Source organism: Kiloniellales bacterium (assembly GCA_030064845.1).
Taxonomy (GTDB): Bacteria; Pseudomonadota; Alphaproteobacteria; order Kiloniellales; family JAKSDN01; genus JASJEC01.
In genome coordinates this window covers 48,847-66,073 of sequence record JASJEC010000003.1, presented here as the reverse complement: position 1 = coordinate 66,073, position 17,227 = coordinate 48,847, and the positions used below count along the sequence as shown (strand labels likewise).

The window sequence follows — 17,227 nt, the reverse complement described above, 5'->3', positions numbered from 1 at the left end:
GCGCTAGAGGTTTTCTTTTCGCGCTCAATCGCTAAATTCCTCGCTCGTGGGGTCGGCTGCGCCGCGCCCCTGCGTACAAGGGATTGAACCAGCGTTGTTTTCCGGCTTCCAGGTGGGATCGGCGCGGGACAACCGCGCCTTGTCGGGCCGCCGCGCCCGGCGTCTGCCAGCGAGGGACAAGGTTTCTGCCCCATGATACCGCCACCATCGATCAAGCTGCGGGCCCACGACCGGGACGACATGGAGGTTGTGGCGGCCTGGCTGCAGGACGCCCTCGCGCCGGTCGCGGACATGGCCTACCTGAAGCGCGAGAAGCGTTTTGTCATGGTGGTGAACCGCTTCAAGTGGGAGATCGACCGGGTGCCGGGACCGGCACCGGTTCCGCCGGCCGACACCGACGCGCGCTTCGAGGACGACGCGGAGCCGCCGGCCTTCGAGCGGGTCAATTGCGGCATCTGCTTCGACCGGGTCAAGAAGGTGAGGCTGCGCGGCTTCAAGCTCGAAGACAAGGACCAGATCCTCAATCTGCTCACGATCCACGTCGAGCCCAAGGCCATTACGCTGGTCTTCTCGGACGACGCCATGGTGCGCCTCGAGGTGTCGGCGATCGCCTGCCACCTGGAAGACCTGGGCGAGCCCTGGCCGACCCATTGGCGTCCCGAGCACGAAGAGGACCAGACCCCTGCCGGCTGACGCCGGCGCACGCGGCCCGTGCAGGCGGCCCGGACAGCTGGAGTTCCAGGTTTGAGCGCCAACGATCCCCTCGTGCTGGCCGTTCCCAAGGGCAGGATCCTCAAGGAGCTACTGCCCCTGTTGGCGCGTTGCGGCATCGTGCCTGAAGCCTGCTTTACCGACGAGTCCTCGCGGCAGCTGCGCTTCTCGACCAACCACGGCATGCTCGAGATCATCCGCGTGCGCAGCTTCGACGTGGCGACCTTCGTCGCCTTCGGCGCGGCCCAGCTCGGCGTTGCCGGTAACGACGTGATCATGGAGTTCGACTATCCGGAGCTCTACGCCCCGGTCGATCTCAAGATCGGCCACTGCCGCCTGTCGGTCGCCGAGCCGCGGGCCCTGCTCGCCGGCGACGATCCCAGCCGGTGGAGCCACGTCAGGATCGCCACCAAGTATCCCGAGATTACCCGACGGCACTTCGCCCGGCGCGGGGTCCAGGCTGAGTGCATCAAGCTGAGCGGCGCGATGGAGCTGGCGCCCGGCTTGGGTCTGTGCCGCCGCATCGTCGACCTGGTGTCGAGCGGCGCCACCCTGGCCGCCAACGACCTGGTCGAGGTCGAGGAGATCGCGCGCATCACCTCGCGCCTGATCGTGAACCGGGCCGCGCTCAAGACCCGCTCGTCGCAGATTAATCACTGGATCGAACGCTTCCGGGAGGCCGCCAATGCCGCATAGGCTGAACGCAGACGACTCCGGCTTCGAGGCGGCCTTCACCCGCCTGCTCGAAGCCGAACGGGCCGAAGTGCCCGACCTAGGGCGCGTCGTCTCCGATATCCTGGACGCCGTGCGCCGCGGCGGCGACGCGGCACTGATCGACTTCACGCGGAAGTTCGACCGTCTCGAGCTCACACCCGAGGGCCTGCGGGTTGGTGACCACGAGATGGCCGCCGCCGAGGCGGCCTGCGACGCCGAGACCCTGGCCGCTCTGGACCTGGCCGCCCAGCGCATCGCCGACTATCACGAGCGCCAGCTACCCGAGGACCTCGCCTACGAAGACGCGCAGGGCGTCAAGCTCGGCCATCGCTGGACGCCGGTCTCGGCCGTCGGCCTCTATGTGCCGGGCGGTACGGCGGCCTATCCCTCTTCGGTGCTGATGAACGCCGTTCCGGCCAGGGCCGCCGGAGTCGGGCGGATCGTCATGGTCGTCCCGGCCCCCGACGGCGTGCTCAATCCGCTGGTGCTGGCGGCCGCCAGGCGGGCGGGCGTCTCGGAGATCTACCGGGTCGGCGGCGCACAGGCGGTTGCGGCCCTGGCATACGGGACCGAGACGATCGCCGCGGTCGACAAGATCGTCGGGCCCGGCAACGCCTACGTCGCCGAAGCCAAGCGCCAGGTCTTCGGGACGGTCGGCATCGATACCATTGCCGGGCCGTCGGAGATCCTGGTGGTCGCCGACCGGCACTGCGACCCGACCTGGATCGCCGCCGATCTCCTGTCGCAGGCCGAGCACGACACAGCCTCGCAGGCAATCCTGATCACCGACAATGCCGCTTTCGCCGACTCCGTGGTTGACGCTGTCGAAGATCACCTGTCGCGCCTGCCGCGGGCCGAGATCGCCCGCCGTTCCTGGGAGGCCCACGGCGCGGTGATCCTGGTGCCCGACCTCGAAGGGGCGACGCCACTGATCGACAGAATCGCCCCGGAGCATCTGGAGCTCGCGGTCGACGAGCCCGAGGCGCTCGCGGCCCGTATCCGGAACGCCGGCGCCATGTTCCTCGGACGTCACGCGCCCGAGGCGATCGGCGACTATATGGCCGGCCCGAACCACGTGCTGCCGACCGATCGGTCGGCGCGCTTCGCCTCCGGCCTGTCCGTGCTCGACTTCCTCAAGCGCAGCTCCCTGATCGCCTGCTCGCCGGGCGGCCTCGCCAAGCTGGCGGCGCCGACGATCAGTCTCGCCCGCGCCGAAGGACTCGACGCGCACGCGCTGTCGGTCCAAATTCGCTTGGAATCCGACCCCGACCGCTAATCCCGCACGAGCCCGAGAGGCATGGACGACGAGTCGAGACCCGAGGACGAGACCCGACGCCTCGCCAACATAACGCTCGACGAACAGAGCGTGGTCCGGCGCAGCGCGGAAGTCGAGCACGAGCGCGCGGTCGCGATCTACGACCTGCTCGAGGAAAACTACTTCGCGCCCGCGGGCGAATACAGCGGGCCATTCCACCTGCACCTGGCGATCGAGGAGAACCGCCTGAAGTTCGACGTCCGCGACCAAGAAGACGCGCCGATGGTCGCCTTCCACCTGGCGCTGTCGCCCTTTCGACGCCTGATCAAGGACTACTTCATGGTCTGCGAGACCTATTACCAGGCGATCAAGACCGCCAGCCCGTCGCGCATCGAGGCGATCGACATGGGCCGGCGGGGCCTGCACAACGAGGGCTCGGAGCTGCTGCTGAAACGCCTCGACGGCAAGATCGAGGTCGACTTCGATACCGCCCGACGGTTGTTCACCTTGATCTGCGTTCTTCACATCCGGGGCTAGTCCTCACTTTCAGGATTAGGTGTGTCGTATGACGAGCAATCAAGACTTTCGGTTAGGAGCGCGGTTCGCCGTGATGCCGCCCATCACAAGGGCCGCGCGACCCCCATTAGTCTCAACGGGGCCGAAAGTCTCGATAGCTCGCCCGCAGGGTTGCCGAGGCGCCCGCCCGGCGTCGTCAGCGGCGCTCACCGATGCTTGGGCATCGCTTTCGCCCCCCTTCCTGGCCGGACGAATGCCTCGGCAATCAGACGTCGCACCTAATCCTGAAAGTGGGGACTAGGTACCTGGATGGACGACTTGCCCGACGCCGTGTTGTTCAGCTGCAGCCACAATTCGATCCGGTCGCCCATGGCCGAAGGCCTGCTGAAGCACCTGTTGGGACACCGCATCTACGTCGACTCGGTGGGGGTTCGGCCGCATGAGATCGATCACTTCGTCGTCGAGGTCATGGACGAGATTGGGATCGATCTCTCGAAGCACCGCTCCAAGGGCTTCGACGACCTGGAGGACACGTCCTACGACCTGATCATCTCGCTCTCCCCGGAAGCCCAGCACAGCGCGGTCGAGCTGACCCGGACCATGGCCTGCGAGGTCGAGTTCTGGAACACCATGGACCCCTCGATAATCGAGGGCAGCCGGGACGTGCGGCTCGACGCCTATCGCCAGGTGCGCGAGCAGTTGAGGCGCCGGATCGAGGCGCGCTTCGTGGTCGACCCGAAGCCCGTGCCCTAGAGCAGATCCGGGTTTGACTGAATCGCCGAAGGCGATCCATCAAACCCGGTGAATCTGCTCTAAACCTAAGATGTAGAGCGGATGATGCCTTGCCTTGAACGCTTCGCGGTTCCGGGCTCGAGAGACGAGGCGCGGGGATGATTCGAGGCCCTGAGTTGTATGACATTCATGGGCCGATCGCCGCGAGGTCGCGGAGACTTCCCGTGGCGCCTCGACCCGGGCGGGCCCACATATGCTAGAAAACTGCAAGCCGCCGACCGGGGCCGGAGCCGCCTGTCGCAGGCGGCATTGCATGTTGATTGAGGGTGCGTGATGTCGCCGCGTTTGAAAACGCTCGCCAAGCGCCTGCTCATCGTCCCGCCCATCGTGGCCGGGCTCGCGTTCTTCGCCTATCAGGCCATCGACCGTCGCGCGCCGCAGCAGGCGGACACGGCGGAGGTCGCCCGACCGGTTCGGGTGATCGAGGTGAAGCCGACCGACTTCGTGCCTCGGGCGCTGGGCTACGGCTATGTCGAGCCCGGCCTGGTCTGGGAGGCGGTCGCCGAGGTTTCCGGGAAGATCGTCTTCCGCCATCCGGACCTGGAGCGCGGAAGGGTGCTCGAGGCGGGGACGCCGCTTTTTCGGATTGACCCGACCGACTATCAGCTGGCGGTCGACAGGACCGAGTCCAACCTCCAGGGGATCGCGGCGCAGCTCGCCGAGATCGATATCCGCGAGAGCAACGCCAAGCGGTCCCTCGCTATCGAGCGCCGGGCTCTCGAGCTGACGAGCGACGATCTGGAACGCAAGCGGGCCCTGCTGGCGCGCGGCAACACCAGCCGGGTGTCGGTCGACGAGGCCGAGACGGCCGTTCTCCTTCAGCAGCAGAAGATCCAGGACCTGGAGAACCAGCTGAGCCTGATTCCCGCTGAACGCAGTATCTTGGAGGCCGAGGAGAGGCTGCAGCAGGCTCAGCTGCGCGAAGCGCAGGTCAAGCTGGAAAGGACCGAGATTCGCCTGCCGTTCGACGCACGGATCGCCGAGGCCGCGGCCGAGGCGCAAGAGTACGTCGGCGTCAACGAAACGCTGGCGGAAGCCGACTCGCTCGATGTCGCGGAAGTCTCGGTTCAGATGGCGATCGATCACGTGCGGCCGCTGGTGCCCCGGCAGACGCCGCTCGGCTCTATGAGCGCCCTGGAACAGTCGCGGGCGCCGGCTAGCTGGGGGTTGACGGCGATCGTTCGGCTGCGCACCGGAGATCTCGATGCCGCGTGGCAGGCGCGTTTCGACCGGATCAGCGACAGCCTCGACCCGAAGACGCGTACCCTCGGCCTGATCGTCGCCGTCGACGAGCCCTACGGCAAGGTTATACCCGGCGAGCGCCCGCCGCTGATCAAGAACATGTACGTCGAGGTCGAGCTGCGTGCGCCCCGGCAACCAGATCGCTTCGTGGTGCCGCGCGCCGCCGTCCATCGGGATGACGAGGGAAGGTCGGTTCTCTATCTCGCCGGGCCTGACGACCGCCTGGTGCTGCGGCCGGTCACCCTGGGGCCGGCGCAGAGCGACTTCGTCGTGGTCGAGGACGGGCTGAGCGGCGGCGAGCGTGTCGTCGTCTCGGATCTGTTGCCGGCGATCGAGCAGATGCTGCTGGCGCCGCGCATGGACCAGGTGCTGGCCGACCGGCTCGTGGCCCAGGCGAGCGGGACGGCGAACGTTCGATGATCCGCTTTTTCGCCGCCCATCCGACGGCGTCCAACCTTCTGATGCTCTGCCTCTTCGCCCTAGGGCTGATCGCCTTGCCGTCACTGAAGCGCGCGATCATCCCCGACTTCTCGATTGACGCGGCGGAAGTCCGGGTCGTCTACCCCGGCGCATCCGCCGAGCGGGTCGAGGAGGCGATCTGCCAGCGCATCGAAGACGCCGTCGATGACGTGACCGATCTCGAGGAAGTGCGCTGCGACGCACGCGAAGGGCGGGCGACCGCCACCATAGAAATGGTCGAAGACGCGGACCTGGATCGCTTTATGTCCGAGGTCGAGACCGAGATCGACGGAATCGACGACTTCCCGGAGGTGACGGAAATCCCGGTGATCCGCCAGCTGAACCGGACCGACAAGGTGATCTCGATCGCCATCACCGGTCCCATGTCGGAGCCGGATCTCAAGGTCTACGCCGAGATGCTGAAGGACCGCCTGACCCAGCTGCCGGAGGTCAGCCTGGTCGAGCTGCAGGGCTTTTCCCAACGTCAGATCAGGATCGCCCTCGATTCACTCGCCCTGCGTCAGCTGGGGCTCAGCGCGGCGCAGGTGGCCGACATCGTCGAGCGGCAGAGCGTCGACCTGCCCTCCGGCACCGTCGAGACCGATCAACGCGACGTTCTGATCCGCTTCGACGACGAGCGGCAGAGCCCTCTCGGCTTCGAGGATCTCGTGGTCAAGGGCTCCGAGACCGGGGCCGAGGTCCGGCTCGGGCAGATCGCCGAGATCATCGACCGCTTCGAGCTGGACGAGGAGCGGGTCTACTTCAACGGCGAGCGCGCGGCCCTGCTCCAGGTCAGCAAGACCAAGTCCCAGGACGCGCTGACCGTCAAGCGGGCGGTCGAGGCCTTCGTCGAAGCCGAGCGGCTGCGCGCGCCGCCCAGCGTCACCCTGGCCCTCACCCGCGACCTGGCTTCCAACATCGAGGACCGGCTCGAGATGCTGTCGCGCAACGGCCTGCAGGGCCTGGTGCTGGTCTTCCTGGTCATGTGGCTGTTCTTTTCCCTGCGCCATTCCTTCTGGGTCGCCATGGGCCTGCCCGCCTCTTTCCTGGGCACTTTCTTCGTCATGACCGTGCTGGGCCTCTCGCTCAACATGCTGTCGATGGTCGCCCTGCTGATCGCCATCGGCGTCATCATGGACGACTCGATCGTCATCGCCGAGAACATCGCGACGCAGTCCCGGCAGGGGAAGCCGCCGCTCGAGGCGGCGATCGACGGCACGCGCCAGGTCATGCCGGGCGTCGTCTCGGCCTTTCTTACATCGGTCTGCGTCTTCCTGCCGCTGGCCTTCATCGAGGGCGATATCGGCAAGGTTCTGCGGGTCGTTCCGATCGTGCTGATCATCACGCTCTCGGTCAGCCTGATCGAGGCCTTTCTCATCCTGCCGCACCACATGCAGCGCGCCGCGTCACGGGAGAAGCGGGGCCGTTTCCGCCGCTCGTTCGACGCGGCCTTCGAGAGACTGAAGGAGAGGGGGCTCGGCACGACGGTCGATGCGGCCGTCCGCTGGCGCTATCTGACCATCGGATTGATCGGGTTCCTGTTTCTTGCCTCGCTCGGCATGGTCGCCGGCGGCCAGCTCAAGTTTCGGGCCTTTCCCGACCTCGACGGCGACGTGATCGACGCGCGCATCCTCCTGCCCCAGGGGACACCGCTCGCCCGGACCGAAGCGGTCGTCGCCCAGGTCGAGGAGGCCTTGAAGCGGGTCGACGAGGCGCTCTCGCCGCGCCTGGGCGAGGGGCGGCGCCTCGTCCGGAGTGTCCTGGTCCAGTACAACGTGAACGCCGACGCTTTCGAGTCCGGCCCCCACCTGGCGACGGTCACCGCCGACCTGATCTCAGGCGAATCGCGGCCGATCCGCATCGACGAGATCCTCAACCTCTGGCGCCAGGAAGCCGGAGAAGTGTCGGATGTCGTTGCGCTTACCTTCAAGGAACCCAACTTCGGCCCGGCCGGCGTGCCGATCGAGATCCGGCTTCAGGGGACGGACCTCGTCACCCTCAAGGCCGCTTCCGACGACCTGGTCGCCTGGCTCGAGCGTTACGACGGCACGGCCGATCTGACCGACGACCTGCGTCCGGGCAAGCCGGAGATGCGCCTCCAGCTGCGCGAAGGCGCCACGGGCATGGGGCTGGACGCCCTGCAGATCGCCTCGCAGCTTCGCGCCGCCTACTACGGCATGACCTCGGCGGAAATCCAGGTCGGCTCGGAGAGCTTCGAGATCGACGTCCAGCTCAGGCCCGATGACCAAGACAGCCTCGCCGATCTGGAGTACTTCGCCGTCACCCTGCCCGACGGAAGCCAGGCCCCCTTATCCGCCGTGGCGCGGGTCGACGTCGCGCGGGGCTACGCGCGGATCGCCCGGATCGACGGTCTGCGCACCGTGACGATCCGCGGCGATCTCGATCCGCAGCGGGCCAACCTGAACGAGATTCTCGCCGACACCCAGACCCGCTTCCTCGACCAGCTCCAGGCCCGCTATCCCGGCATCAGGATCGGGCTCGAAGGCGAGACCGCCGAGCAGAACAAGACGCAGTTCTCCATGATGCGCGGTTTCCTGCTCGGACTCCTTGGCGTGTTCGTGCTGCTCAGCTTCCAGTTCCGCGACTACTTCGAACCGGTGATCGTCATGATGGCGATTCCCCTCGCGCTGATCGGGGTCGTCTGGGGTCACCTGCTGATGGGACTCGATCTCTCCTTGCCTTCGACGCTGGGTTTCGCGTCACTCGCGGGCATCGTGGTCAACGACTCGATCCTGCTGGTCACCTTCATCAAGATGCGCTCGGAGGAGGGACTCGAGGTGGACGAGGCGGCCCGCCGGGCGAGCCGGGAGCGCTTCCGTCCGGTGCTCCTGACGTCGCTGACCACGATCGCCGGCCTCCTGCCCCTGCTGTTCGAAACCAGCTTGCAGGCCCAGGTGCTGATCCCTCTGGTGACGTCGCTCGCCTTCGGTCTGATGGCATCGACCCTGCTCGTGCTGATCGTCGTTCCCTGTCTCTACGCGATTCTGCACGATTTCGGGCTCTCCAGCCTCGCCGGTCCGCGCGAGGCCGCTCGCGTCCCCGGCACGGTTCCGCCAACTTGAGCGAAATCGCCGGGCGGGGTTTGTTTCGAATCTTGGATTATGTATGATCCGCGCCGCTCGCAGCCGCAGGGTGTGCTGCGCCGATCGGGGCGGACATCGCGCTGCCGCGAAACATTAAGGGGAGTGTATGGCGAAAGAAGACCTGATCGAGTTCCAAGGCACCGTGGTCGAGCTACTGCCGAACGCGATGTTCCGGGTAAAGCTCGACAACGAACACGAGGTTTTGGCACACACCTCAGGCAAAATGCGCAAGAACCGCATTCGCGTTCTAGCGGGCGACCGGGTCAATGTCGAGATGACGCCCTATGATCTGACCAAGGGTCGCATAACCTTCCGTTTCAAGTAATCAGGGCCGCCGGCGATGGGCGCCGGAGCCAAGACAAAAGCCAAGAAAGCGGACCCGAAGCCCGGCGCCGCACCTTCGTCCGGACTGGTGCTGGCGTCGGCCTCGCCCCGCCGCCTCGACCTGCTGAGGCAGCTCGGTGTCGAGCCCGCTTCGGTCGATCCGGCGGATATCGACGAGACACCCGGGAAGGCCGAGCTGCCCGCGGCCTATGCTCTCCGGCTGGCCCTGGCCAAGGCGCAGGCAGTGGCGGCGCGCCATCCTGCCGACTACGTCCTCGCCGCCGATACGGTCGTCGCGCTCGGCCGGCGCATCCTGCCCAAGGCCGAGGACGCGGCCACCGCTCGGACCTGCCTGGAACGCCTTTCGGGGCGGCGGCACAAGGTGTTGGGCGGACTCTGCGTGATCGCGCCCGACGGGCGCCGGGCGCTTCGCCTGGTGACCACGTCGGTGAAGATGAAGCGGCTCTCGGAAGCCGAGATCGATGGCTATCTCGCGACCGAGGAATGGCGCGGCAAGGCCGGGGGCTACGCGATCCAGGGCAGGGCGGGCGCCCTGATCCCCTGGATCAACGGGTCCTACCACAACGTCGTCGGCCTGCCCCTCGCCGAGACCATGGCGCTCCTGTCCGGGCTGGGCTTTCGGCCATGAGCCGTCGCCTGCTCGTTTCGGCTCTGCCCGGGGAAACGCGGGCGGCCCTCTTGGTCGACGACCGCCTGGAAGATCTCGCCATAGAGCGGGCTGACCGTCCTTCCCGCCTCGGCAGCCTCTACCACGGCCGGGTGACCAAAGTGGAGAAGTCCCTCGACGGCGCTTTCGTCGAGATCGGGACCGCGCGGGCCGGCTTCCTGCCCTTGAGTGAAGCGCCGAAAGGCCTCAGCGAGGGCGACGCGCTCGCCGTGCGCGTCCTGCGCGACGGCGAGGACGGCAAGGGGCCGAGGCTGAGCGGCAGGATCAAGCATCCGCCGGCCTGGCTCGAGCGCAGGCTTCGCGAAGCTCGCCCGCCGGCTCTCCTGGCCCGCGGCGACGACGCCCTCGAACGCCTTGTCTTCACCGAACCGGGTCCGGACGAGATCGTGTTCGACAATTCGGCGGCCCTGGCCGACGTCAAGCGCCGTCTGGAGGATGCCGGCGCGCAGGATTGGCCGCGGCTGCGCCTCGATCCGGGGTCCGGGCCGCTGTTCGAGCGGGAAGGCGTCGAAGCGGAAATCGAGGCCTTGCTGATCCCGCGCGTCGACCTCCCATCTGGCGGCTTTCTGCTGGTTGAACCGGTCGCCACGCTGACGGCCATCGACGTCAACAGCGGGCGCCACCGCGGCGCGGGCCGCGCGCAGAATCAGGCGATGGACGTCAATCTCGAGGCGGCGCAGGCGATCGCGCGGCAGCTCCGTCTGCGCGCTCTCTCCGGCCTGATCGTGATCGATTTTCTGACACTCGACGAGCCGGAGGCGCGCCGCCGGGTGGTCGAGGCGCTGAAACGCGCGCTGGCGAACGATCCGGAACCGGGCCGCGTCTTTTCCATGAGCCGCTCGGGCCTGGTCGAGATGACCCGGCGCCGGGCCCGCCCGGCCCTGCACGAGGTGATCACCCGGCCCTGCGGCATCGCCGGCGGCGGCCGGGAGAAGGATCCCGTCACCCTGGCCTACGAAGCCTTGCGCCAAATCGCGGCAGAGTCGGCCGCCAGGCCGGGCCACGCCTTCGCGCTGTCGGCGGCGCCCGAGGTGGCTGCCGCGCTGAGCGGGCCCGTGTCGGCCGCGCGCGCGGCCCAGGAGGAACGCTGGGGCCGGCCGCTCGTCGTCGTGGAGCGGCCCGAGGGGGCGGAGGGCTACCGGGTGGTGGATATGCCCTGACCCCGGCGGCCTCGCTCTGGATATCGGATTCGGACCAGATCCACTCGTTTGAACGGTACTCGGAGCGGTTCCATTCAGGCTGTATCCGCTCTAGTCTCCGGTCATGGCTGAAGAAACCCGGATCATTCCCTTTCCCAAGGGGCGGGAAACCAAGCGCGCCTGTCCGCATTGCGGCAAGCCGGCGGTCCCGGACTACAGGCCTTTCTGCTCGCGCCGCTGCCAGCAGGTCGATCTGGGGCACTGGCTGAACGGCAGCTATCGCATTCCCACCGACGAGGCCCCCGCGGATGGCGATACCGGACGCGATGACGAGACTTAGGGCGATCGACCGTGTTCCGCACTGGGCCGTCCAAACCTGCCATTTCGTACTGGTCGTGATCGCCCTGCTGGTCTTTTTGCCCGGCGCGCGCGCCGCGGTCGACGACAGTCTGTTCCGGTCGCTGGTCACCGTGCAGCCGGTTTGGCCGGGCCACGCCCAGGCCGGCGAGTCGGGGCCGCCTTCCGCCTCGGAGCCGGAGGGCACCGCCGTGGCGATCGCCGCCGGCGGCTATCTGGTCACAGCTCTGCACGTGGTGGAGCGGGCCAGCGAGATCTCGATCCGCACCGCCGACGGCCTGGTGATGCCGGCGGCGCTGGTGGCGCGGGACGGGGCCACGGATCTTGCCCTGCTGAAGATCGAGGCCGACCTTCCCGTTCTGCCGCGCGGCCCCGAGCCAGGTCTGGGGGAACCGGTCTGCGCGCTCGGCAACCCCTATGGCACCGGCCTCTCGGTGAGTTGCGGCGTCGTCTCGGGCCTCAATCGCACCGGCATGGGGTTCAACGCGATCGAGGACTTCATTCAGACCGATGCGGCGATCAACCCGGGTATGTCGGGTGGCGCGCTGGTCGATGGCGACGGCCGCCTGGTCGGCGTCGTGCTGGCAATCTTCACCGGCCAGTCGGACAGCGATATCGGGATCAACTTTGCGGCTTCCCTGCCACTTGTAATCCGGGTCGTTGACGATCTCCTCGCCCGAGGCTCGGTCGCATGGAGCCGCCCCGGCTTCGGCGTGATCCCGCTGACGCGGGAGGAACGCCAAACCATCTCCGGCGCGCGGGTGCGCGGGGTCCTGCCGGACGGTCCCGCGGCGGCGGCCGGCCTGCGGCGAGGCGATATCGTCACCCGGATCGGCCAGCGGCGAATCCGCAAGGCGAGCGACGTGACCGCGGCCATACAGTTGGCCAAGCCGGGCTCGAGCCTGACGCTGGCGGTTACCCGGGACAACCGCAGCCTGACCCTGAGCCTGACTCTTCCCTTGCCGGGGTCCTAGAATGGGAGCCCGGGGCCGCGCCCGGCATTGCCTGAGCGTGCCGGCGGATGTAGCGTCTCGCCGAGGCCGATTCGATGGCCGCCGACTCGGTAGCGCTACTCGGTAGCGCGCCAGTCCGGGGCGGGTTCGAGGGCCGAAGTCCTATCGGGCCCTCGCCGGCGGGCGTTATGGCTTTATCAACGGGCGTTTGCTGTCATGTAATGAACGGCGCGCCGAAAGACACGCATTAAGGGCACGATAACGATTACCCCCGGAGTTGGGCGCTATGGAACCATATTTCTTCCTGCCGGGCCGAAGCCCCCTCTTGGTCTCGATGCCGCACATCGGAACCCACGTGCCGACGGCCGTTTCGACAGCCATGACGGACGAGGCGCGGGCGCTGCCGGACACCGACTGGTATCTGGACCGCTTATACAACTTTCTCAATGACTTGGGCGCATCTGTGCTGCAGGCCAACTACTCGCGCTACGTGATCGACCTGAACCGCGACCCGGACAGCAAGCCGCTCTATCCCGAGGCGAGCAATACCGAGCTCTGCCCGACCACGACCTTCGCCCAGGACAACATCTACAAATACCTCTTGATGGTCGAAGACCACGAAGTCTCGAAGCGGCTGATAGAGGTCTGGCGGCCATACCATCAGAAATTGAAGGCGGAGCTCGAGACCATCAAGTCGCGCCACGGCATCGCGGTGCTGTGGGACGCCCATTCGATCCGCAGCGAGGTTCCCCGTTTCTTCGACGGCAAGCTGCCGGACTTCAACATCGGGACGGTCGACGGCACGTCGGCGGCGCGCGACCTGATCGTGCAGCTCAAGCTGGTCGCCAAGCAGGCCGAGGGCTTCAGCTCCGTCGTCGATGGCCGCTTCAAGGGCGGCTACATCACGCGGACCTACGGCGACCCGGAAAACGGCGTCCACGCCGTTCAACTCGAGCTGAGCCAGAGCACCTACATGAACGAGGATCCGCCCTACGGCATGAACATGGACAAGTGTGCCCAGGTTCGCCCGGTGCTCCGTCAGATGCTCGACACGGCGCTCGACTGGGCGCTGGCGAAACTCAGGCCCTAGACAGCGCCTCCCACCGTGGTGACCCCGCCCTTGACCGCCTGGTGGAGGGGATTGAAGCCGATGCGATACGCGAGCTCGGCGGGTTGATCGATATCCCAGATCGCCAGATCGGCGGCTTTGCCCGTCTCCAGCGTCCCGTGTGATTCGCTCAAACCGAGGGCCCGCGCGGCGTGACGGGTGACGCCGGACAGGGCCTCTTCCGCGGTCAGGCGGAACAACGTGCAGGCCATGTTCAGCATCAGGAGCAGGGAGCAGACGGGCGCGCTTCCCGGGTTGGAATCGGTCGCCACGGCCATCGGCACCTCGAAGTCTCGGAGAGCCTGGACCGGCGGCTGCTTGGTCTCCCGCAGGCAGTAGAAAGCGCCGGGCAAGAGGACGGCGACCGTCCCGGCCTCGGCCATGGCGCGCACGCCTTCGAGGCTGGTGTATTCGAGATGATCCGCCGAGAGCGCCCCATGGTGGGCAGCCAGGGCGGCTCCGCCGAGATCGGAGAGCTGGTCCGCATGGAGCTTGACCGGCAGTCCCGCCGCCGCGGCGGCGTCGAACACCGCGGCCGTCTGCTGGCGGCTGAAACCGATACCTTCGCAGAAGGCGTCGACCGCATCAGCCAATCCGGACGTCGCGACCTTCGGAATCATGGCGACCACTTCGGCGATGTAGGCGTCGGGCCGGCCGGCGAACTCCGGCGGCAAGGCGTGGGCGCCCAGGAAGCTGGTGCGGACGGTCACGGGCCTGGCTTCGCCCAGCCGGCGCGCGACCTCGAGTTGCTTCAGTTCGTCTTCAAGGGTGAGCCCGTAGCCGGACTTGATCTCCACCGTCGTGACGCCTTCGGCGATCAAAGCTTGGAGGCGGCGGTCCGCAGTCAGGAAGAGCGCCTCGGGGCTGGACTCGCGGGTCGCGGTCACGGTCGAGAGGATGCCGCCGCCGGCGCGCGCCAGCTCTTCGTAACTGGCCCCCTGCTGGCGGAGCTCGAACTCCTTCGCCCGATCGCCGCCGTAAACCAGATGCGTATGGCAATCGATCAGCCCCGGCGTGACCCAGCGGCCATCAAGCGCCGTGACCTCCCGGGCGAGACGGCCCGGCTCGTCCGGCAGTTTGGCCATGGGGCCGACCCAGGCGATGCGCCCCTCCATGCAGGCGATCGCCGCGTTCTCGATGGCGCCGTAACCGGCGGGGCCGCGCATGGTGGCCAAACGGCCGTCGGTCCAGATCCGGTCCCACACCATGATGATTCCCGCCTTGCTGGGTCCTGCCTCACGCCGGAAGCCTAGATCGGATCATGTTTAGACGGAAGCAGGTCCTGCTTCCGTCTAAACATGTGAATCCGATCCACATCATTCAGTTAGAGCAGATCGGGGTGCATGGGAATCGCCCTCGGTGCATTCACGGGTTTGAAGCCTGCATGCCCGGGCAGTTCGCCCTTTCTCGCGGCGCGGTCCTGTGGAAACATCAGCGCCGTCGCCTCCTGTTCTGGGAAAACATGAGCCAGAGGGCCTACCACGCCGACTTGGCGCTGCTGCCGGAAGGCTGGCGCCGCGACGTTCGCCTGACCGTCGACAGTGACGGATTCTTCCTCGGCGTTGCGCCGGCCGACACCCCGGGGGAGGCGAGCAGGCTCGCCGGGCCGGTCGTGCCGGGTATGCCGAACCTGCACAGCCATGCGTTCCAGCGCGCCATGGCCGGCCTGACGGAACGCGCCGGGCCGGGCGAGGACAGCTTCTGGACCTGGCGCGACGTCATGTATCGCTTCGTCGAGCGGCTGGGGCCGGAACACGTCGGTGCCATCGCCGCGCAGCTCTATGTCGAGATGCTGAAGGCCGGCTACACCGCGGTCGGCGAGTTCCACTATCTGCATCACCGGCCCGACGGCGGGCCCTACGACAATCTGGCGGAGCTGTCGCACCGAGTCCTGGCAGCCGCCCGGCAGACTGGGATCGGCCTCACGCACCTGCCCGTGCTCTACGGTTACGGCGGCTTCGGCGGCGCTGCCGCCGGTCGGGGTCAACGGCGATTTCTCAACGATCCCCAACGTTTCCTGGCTCTTGTTGAGGAGGTTAGAGAGACCGCGGGCTCCGACCCGCAGATTGCCGTCGGCATCGCCCCGCACTCCCTGCGGGCGGTCACCCCCGAAACGCTTCGCGCCGTCCTGGCGGGCCTGGGTGCCGAGGCGGCCCGGGTGCCGGTCCACATCCACGTCGCCGAGCAGACCAGGGAAGTCGAGGAATGCCTCGCCTGGTCGGGGCGCCGCCCGGTCGCTTGGCTGCTGGACGAATGTCCGGTCGGCTCGAGCTGGTGCCTGGTCCACGCGACCCATATCGATGAGGCGGAGGTCGAGGCCCTGGCCCGCTGCGGCGCCGTCGCCGGCCTTTGCCCGACCACCGAGGCCAACCTGGCCGACGGCCTGTTTCCCGCCGGGGCCTTCCTGGACGCGGGAGGCCGCTTCGGGATCGGTTCGGACAGCCACGTCTCGGTCAGTCCTCTGGAAGAGCTGCGCTGGCTCGAGTACGGCCAGCGTCTGACCCATCGGCGCCGCAATCTGCTGGCGGCGGAGCCGGGCAGCTCTCTCGGCCGGCGGCTCTACGAGGGTGCCCTGGCGGGCGGGGCGCAGGCGCTCGGGCGGCCGATCGGCCGCCTTCAGGAAGGCAGCCGGGCCGACCTGCTGGTGCTCGATCCCGATTGCCCGAGCCTGGTCGGCCACGGTCCAAAGACCTTGCTGGATGCGCTGGTCTTCGCGGGCAACCATAACCCGGTCAAGGACGTGATGGTGGGCGGACGCTGGGTCGTCCGCGACGGGCGCCACGATGCCGAGGACGCCGTTCTCGCCGCCTACCGCCGGGCCACGGATCAGCTTGGGGGTGCCTAGGGCGCAATGCAGGAAATCCACTTCACCTACCTGAACGGACCCGACATCGACGGCCTCGCCATGACCGACGACGAGATCCTCGGCGCGGTGGAGGGCGGGCTGGCTGCCCAGGGAAAGGGCGAGACGGTGATCGAGCCGCGGGTCCACCTGCAGCCCGACCCGGCCTTCCGCGGCCACTTCAACGTTCTGCGCGGCTATGTCGCGCCGCTGAACGTGGCCGGGGTCAAGATCGTCGGCGACTACATCGACAACTACAAACGCGGTCTGCCCTCGGAGATGGCGTTCCTCAATCTCTTCGACCCGCGCTGCGGCATGCCGGTGGCCCTGCTCGACGCCTCGGCGATCACCGACATGCGCACAGGCGCCATGACAGCGCTCGGCGCCAAGTACCTGGCGCGGCGAAACTCCAAGGTGCTGGGACACATCGGCGCCCGGGGCTCGTCCTACTGGAACGTGCGCCTGCTCGACCATCTCTTCGACTTCGAGGAGATCCGGGTCCACTCGCGCCGGCCGGAGAGCCGCGAGGCCTTCGCTGCACGGCTGAGCGAAGATCTCGGCAAGACCGTGCGCGCGGTGGACACCTGGGAAGCCTGCCTGAAGGACGCCGACATCCAGGTCGAGGCCTCGCGCCTGGAGAAGCCGGAACCGCACTTCAAGACTGCCTGGGTGAAGCCGGGCAACCTGGTCGTGCCCTACGGCACGATCAGCGCGGTCGAGCTCTCGCTGACCGATGTGATGAACAAGATCCTGGTCGACGACAAGGGTCAGATCCACGCCGGGCGCTTCGGCTCGCTGCGCGCCCACGCCGACGCCGGCAAGCTGGACGACGACAAGCTGCACGGCGAGCTCTGCCAGGTCGTCGCCGGCGGTCTGCCGGGCCGCGAGAGCGAGGAGGAGACGATCCTGTTCTGGCACCGCGGCCTGTCACTCTCGGACATCGCGCTGGGCGCCGCCATGCTGGAGAAGGCGGCCCGTCTGGGGGTCGGCCAGAAGCTGCGCTTCGCGTAGCGTGAACCTGCT

The 17,227-nt window shown here is 67.5% G+C and carries 16 protein-coding genes; 15 read left to right on the top strand and 1 reads right to left on the bottom strand.

Annotated features, from left to right (window positions below; translation table 11 throughout):
* The first annotated feature begins 192 nt into the window (after window positions 1-192).
* From QNJ67_01910 to hutG, 13 genes are all read left to right on the top strand, one after another.
* The gene (locus QNJ67_01910; GenBank protein MDJ0607705.1) at window positions 193-693 is read left to right on the top strand and encodes a DUF2948 family protein; all 501 of its coding nucleotides are present in this window, start codon (window positions 193-195) and stop codon (window positions 691-693) included.
* A 51-nt stretch (window positions 694-744) separates the two neighbouring features.
* On the top strand, window positions 745-1,407 hold the full coding sequence (gene hisG, locus QNJ67_01905; GenBank protein MDJ0607704.1) for an ATP phosphoribosyltransferase: 663 nt from the start codon (window positions 745-747) through the stop codon (window positions 1,405-1,407).
* Entirely contained in the window at window positions 1,397-2,701 is a 1,305-nt protein-coding gene (hisD, locus tag QNJ67_01900; protein ID MDJ0607703.1) for a histidinol dehydrogenase, read from the top strand. The genes hisG and hisD overlap by 11 nt, the downstream gene beginning before the upstream one ends.
* A 21-nt stretch (window positions 2,702-2,722) precedes the next feature.
* Complete coding sequence (locus QNJ67_01895) at window positions 2,723-3,217, top strand: UPF0262 family protein (GenBank protein ID MDJ0607702.1); 495 nt, start codon at window positions 2,723-2,725, stop codon at window positions 3,215-3,217.
* Window positions 3,218-3,505: 288 nt separating this feature from the next.
* Window positions 3,506-3,949: an arsenate reductase ArsC gene (locus tag QNJ67_01890; protein MDJ0607701.1), complete on the top strand. Its 444-nt coding sequence runs from the start codon at window positions 3,506-3,508 to the stop codon at window positions 3,947-3,949.
* Between the two features lie 312 nt (window positions 3,950-4,261).
* Entirely contained in the window at window positions 4,262-5,650 is a 1,389-nt protein-coding gene (locus tag QNJ67_01885) for a hypothetical protein (GenBank protein MDJ0607700.1), read from the top strand.
* Window positions 5,647-8,772 (top strand): efflux RND transporter permease subunit, encoded by a 3,126-nt coding sequence (locus QNJ67_01880; GenBank protein MDJ0607699.1) that lies wholly within the window; start codon window positions 5,647-5,649, stop codon window positions 8,770-8,772. Before QNJ67_01885 ends, QNJ67_01880 begins: the two co-directional genes overlap by 4 nt.
* Before the next feature lie 127 nt (window positions 8,773-8,899).
* Window positions 8,900-9,118 carry a translation initiation factor IF-1 gene (gene infA, locus QNJ67_01875; protein MDJ0607698.1) on the top strand — a complete coding sequence of 73 codons (219 nt, stop codon included), beginning with the start codon at window positions 8,900-8,902 and terminating at the stop codon, window positions 9,116-9,118.
* 15 nt (window positions 9,119-9,133) lie between these two features.
* Window positions 9,134-9,766, top strand: a complete 633-nt coding sequence (locus QNJ67_01870) for a Maf family protein (GenBank protein MDJ0607697.1) — start codon at window positions 9,134-9,136, stop codon at window positions 9,764-9,766.
* Window positions 9,763-10,965, top strand: a complete 1,203-nt coding sequence (locus tag QNJ67_01865; GenBank protein MDJ0607696.1) for a ribonuclease E/G — start codon at window positions 9,763-9,765, stop codon at window positions 10,963-10,965. Before QNJ67_01870 ends, QNJ67_01865 begins: the two co-directional genes overlap by 4 nt.
* Window positions 10,966-11,068: 103 nt before the next feature.
* Entirely contained in the window at window positions 11,069-11,284 is a 216-nt protein-coding gene (yacG, locus tag QNJ67_01860) for a DNA gyrase inhibitor YacG (protein ID MDJ0607695.1), read from the top strand.
* Entirely contained in the window at window positions 11,271-12,275 is a 1,005-nt protein-coding gene (locus QNJ67_01855; GenBank protein MDJ0607694.1) for a trypsin-like peptidase domain-containing protein, read from the top strand. The genes yacG and QNJ67_01855 overlap by 14 nt, the downstream gene beginning before the upstream one ends.
* A gap of 265 nt (window positions 12,276-12,540) precedes the next feature.
* The gene (gene hutG / locus QNJ67_01850; protein ID MDJ0607693.1) at window positions 12,541-13,344 is read left to right on the top strand and encodes an N-formylglutamate deformylase; all 804 of its coding nucleotides are present in this window, start codon (window positions 12,541-12,543) and stop codon (window positions 13,342-13,344) included.
* On the opposite strand, the gene hutI is transcribed toward hutG, so the two are convergent.
* The gene (gene hutI, locus QNJ67_01845) at window positions 13,341-14,570 is read right to left on the bottom strand and encodes an imidazolonepropionase (GenBank protein MDJ0607692.1); all 1,230 of its coding nucleotides are present in this window, start codon (window positions 14,568-14,570) and stop codon (window positions 13,341-13,343) included. The two genes, hutG and hutI, sit on opposite strands and share 4 nt — an antisense overlap.
* A gap of 254 nt (window positions 14,571-14,824) precedes the next feature.
* Here hutI and QNJ67_01840 point away from each other — a divergent pair, with 254 nt between their 5' ends.
* On the top strand, window positions 14,825-16,207 hold the full coding sequence (locus tag QNJ67_01840) for a formimidoylglutamate deiminase (GenBank protein MDJ0607691.1): 1,383 nt from the start codon (window positions 14,825-14,827) through the stop codon (window positions 16,205-16,207).
* Between the two features lie 6 nt (window positions 16,208-16,213).
* Complete coding sequence (locus tag QNJ67_01835) at window positions 16,214-17,215, top strand: ornithine cyclodeaminase family protein (protein ID MDJ0607690.1); 1,002 nt, start codon at window positions 16,214-16,216, stop codon at window positions 17,213-17,215.
* Window positions 17,216-17,227 lie beyond the last annotated feature (12 nt).

Bases quoted from the DNA above. Each gene is read 5' to 3' on its own strand.
- hisD (MDJ0607703.1), top strand. From the start codon at position 1,397: ATGCCGCATAGGCTGAACGCAGACGACTCCGGCTTCGAGGCGGCCTTC.
- QNJ67_01890 (MDJ0607701.1), top strand. From the start codon at position 3,506: ATGGACGACTTGCCCGACGCCGTGTTGTTCAGCTGCAGCCACAATTCG.
- QNJ67_01885 (MDJ0607700.1), top strand. From the start codon at position 4,262: ATGTCGCCGCGTTTGAAAACGCTCGCCAAGCGCCTGCTCATCGTCCCG.
- QNJ67_01855 (MDJ0607694.1), top strand. From the start codon at position 11,271: ATGACGAGACTTAGGGCGATCGACCGTGTTCCGCACTGGGCCGTCCAA.
- yacG (MDJ0607695.1), top strand. From the start codon at position 11,069: ATGGCTGAAGAAACCCGGATCATTCCCTTTCCCAAGGGGCGGGAAACC.
- QNJ67_01895 (MDJ0607702.1), top strand. From the start codon at position 2,723: ATGGACGACGAGTCGAGACCCGAGGACGAGACCCGACGCCTCGCCAAC.
- QNJ67_01910 (MDJ0607705.1), top strand. From the start codon at position 193: ATGATACCGCCACCATCGATCAAGCTGCGGGCCCACGACCGGGACGAC.
- QNJ67_01840 (MDJ0607691.1), top strand. From the start codon at position 14,825: ATGAGCCAGAGGGCCTACCACGCCGACTTGGCGCTGCTGCCGGAAGGC.
- QNJ67_01835 (MDJ0607690.1), top strand. From the start codon at position 16,214: ATGCAGGAAATCCACTTCACCTACCTGAACGGACCCGACATCGACGGC.
- QNJ67_01870 (MDJ0607697.1), top strand. From the start codon at position 9,134: ATGGGCGCCGGAGCCAAGACAAAAGCCAAGAAAGCGGACCCGAAGCCC.
- hutG (MDJ0607693.1), top strand. From the start codon at position 12,541: ATGGAACCATATTTCTTCCTGCCGGGCCGAAGCCCCCTCTTGGTCTCG.
- QNJ67_01880 (MDJ0607699.1), top strand. From the start codon at position 5,647: ATGATCCGCTTTTTCGCCGCCCATCCGACGGCGTCCAACCTTCTGATG.
- hutI (MDJ0607692.1), bottom strand. From the start codon at position 14,570: ATGGTGTGGGACCGGATCTGGACCGACGGCCGTTTGGCCACCATGCGC.
- QNJ67_01865 (MDJ0607696.1), top strand. From the start codon at position 9,763: ATGAGCCGTCGCCTGCTCGTTTCGGCTCTGCCCGGGGAAACGCGGGCG.
- infA (MDJ0607698.1), top strand. From the start codon at position 8,900: ATGGCGAAAGAAGACCTGATCGAGTTCCAAGGCACCGTGGTCGAGCTA.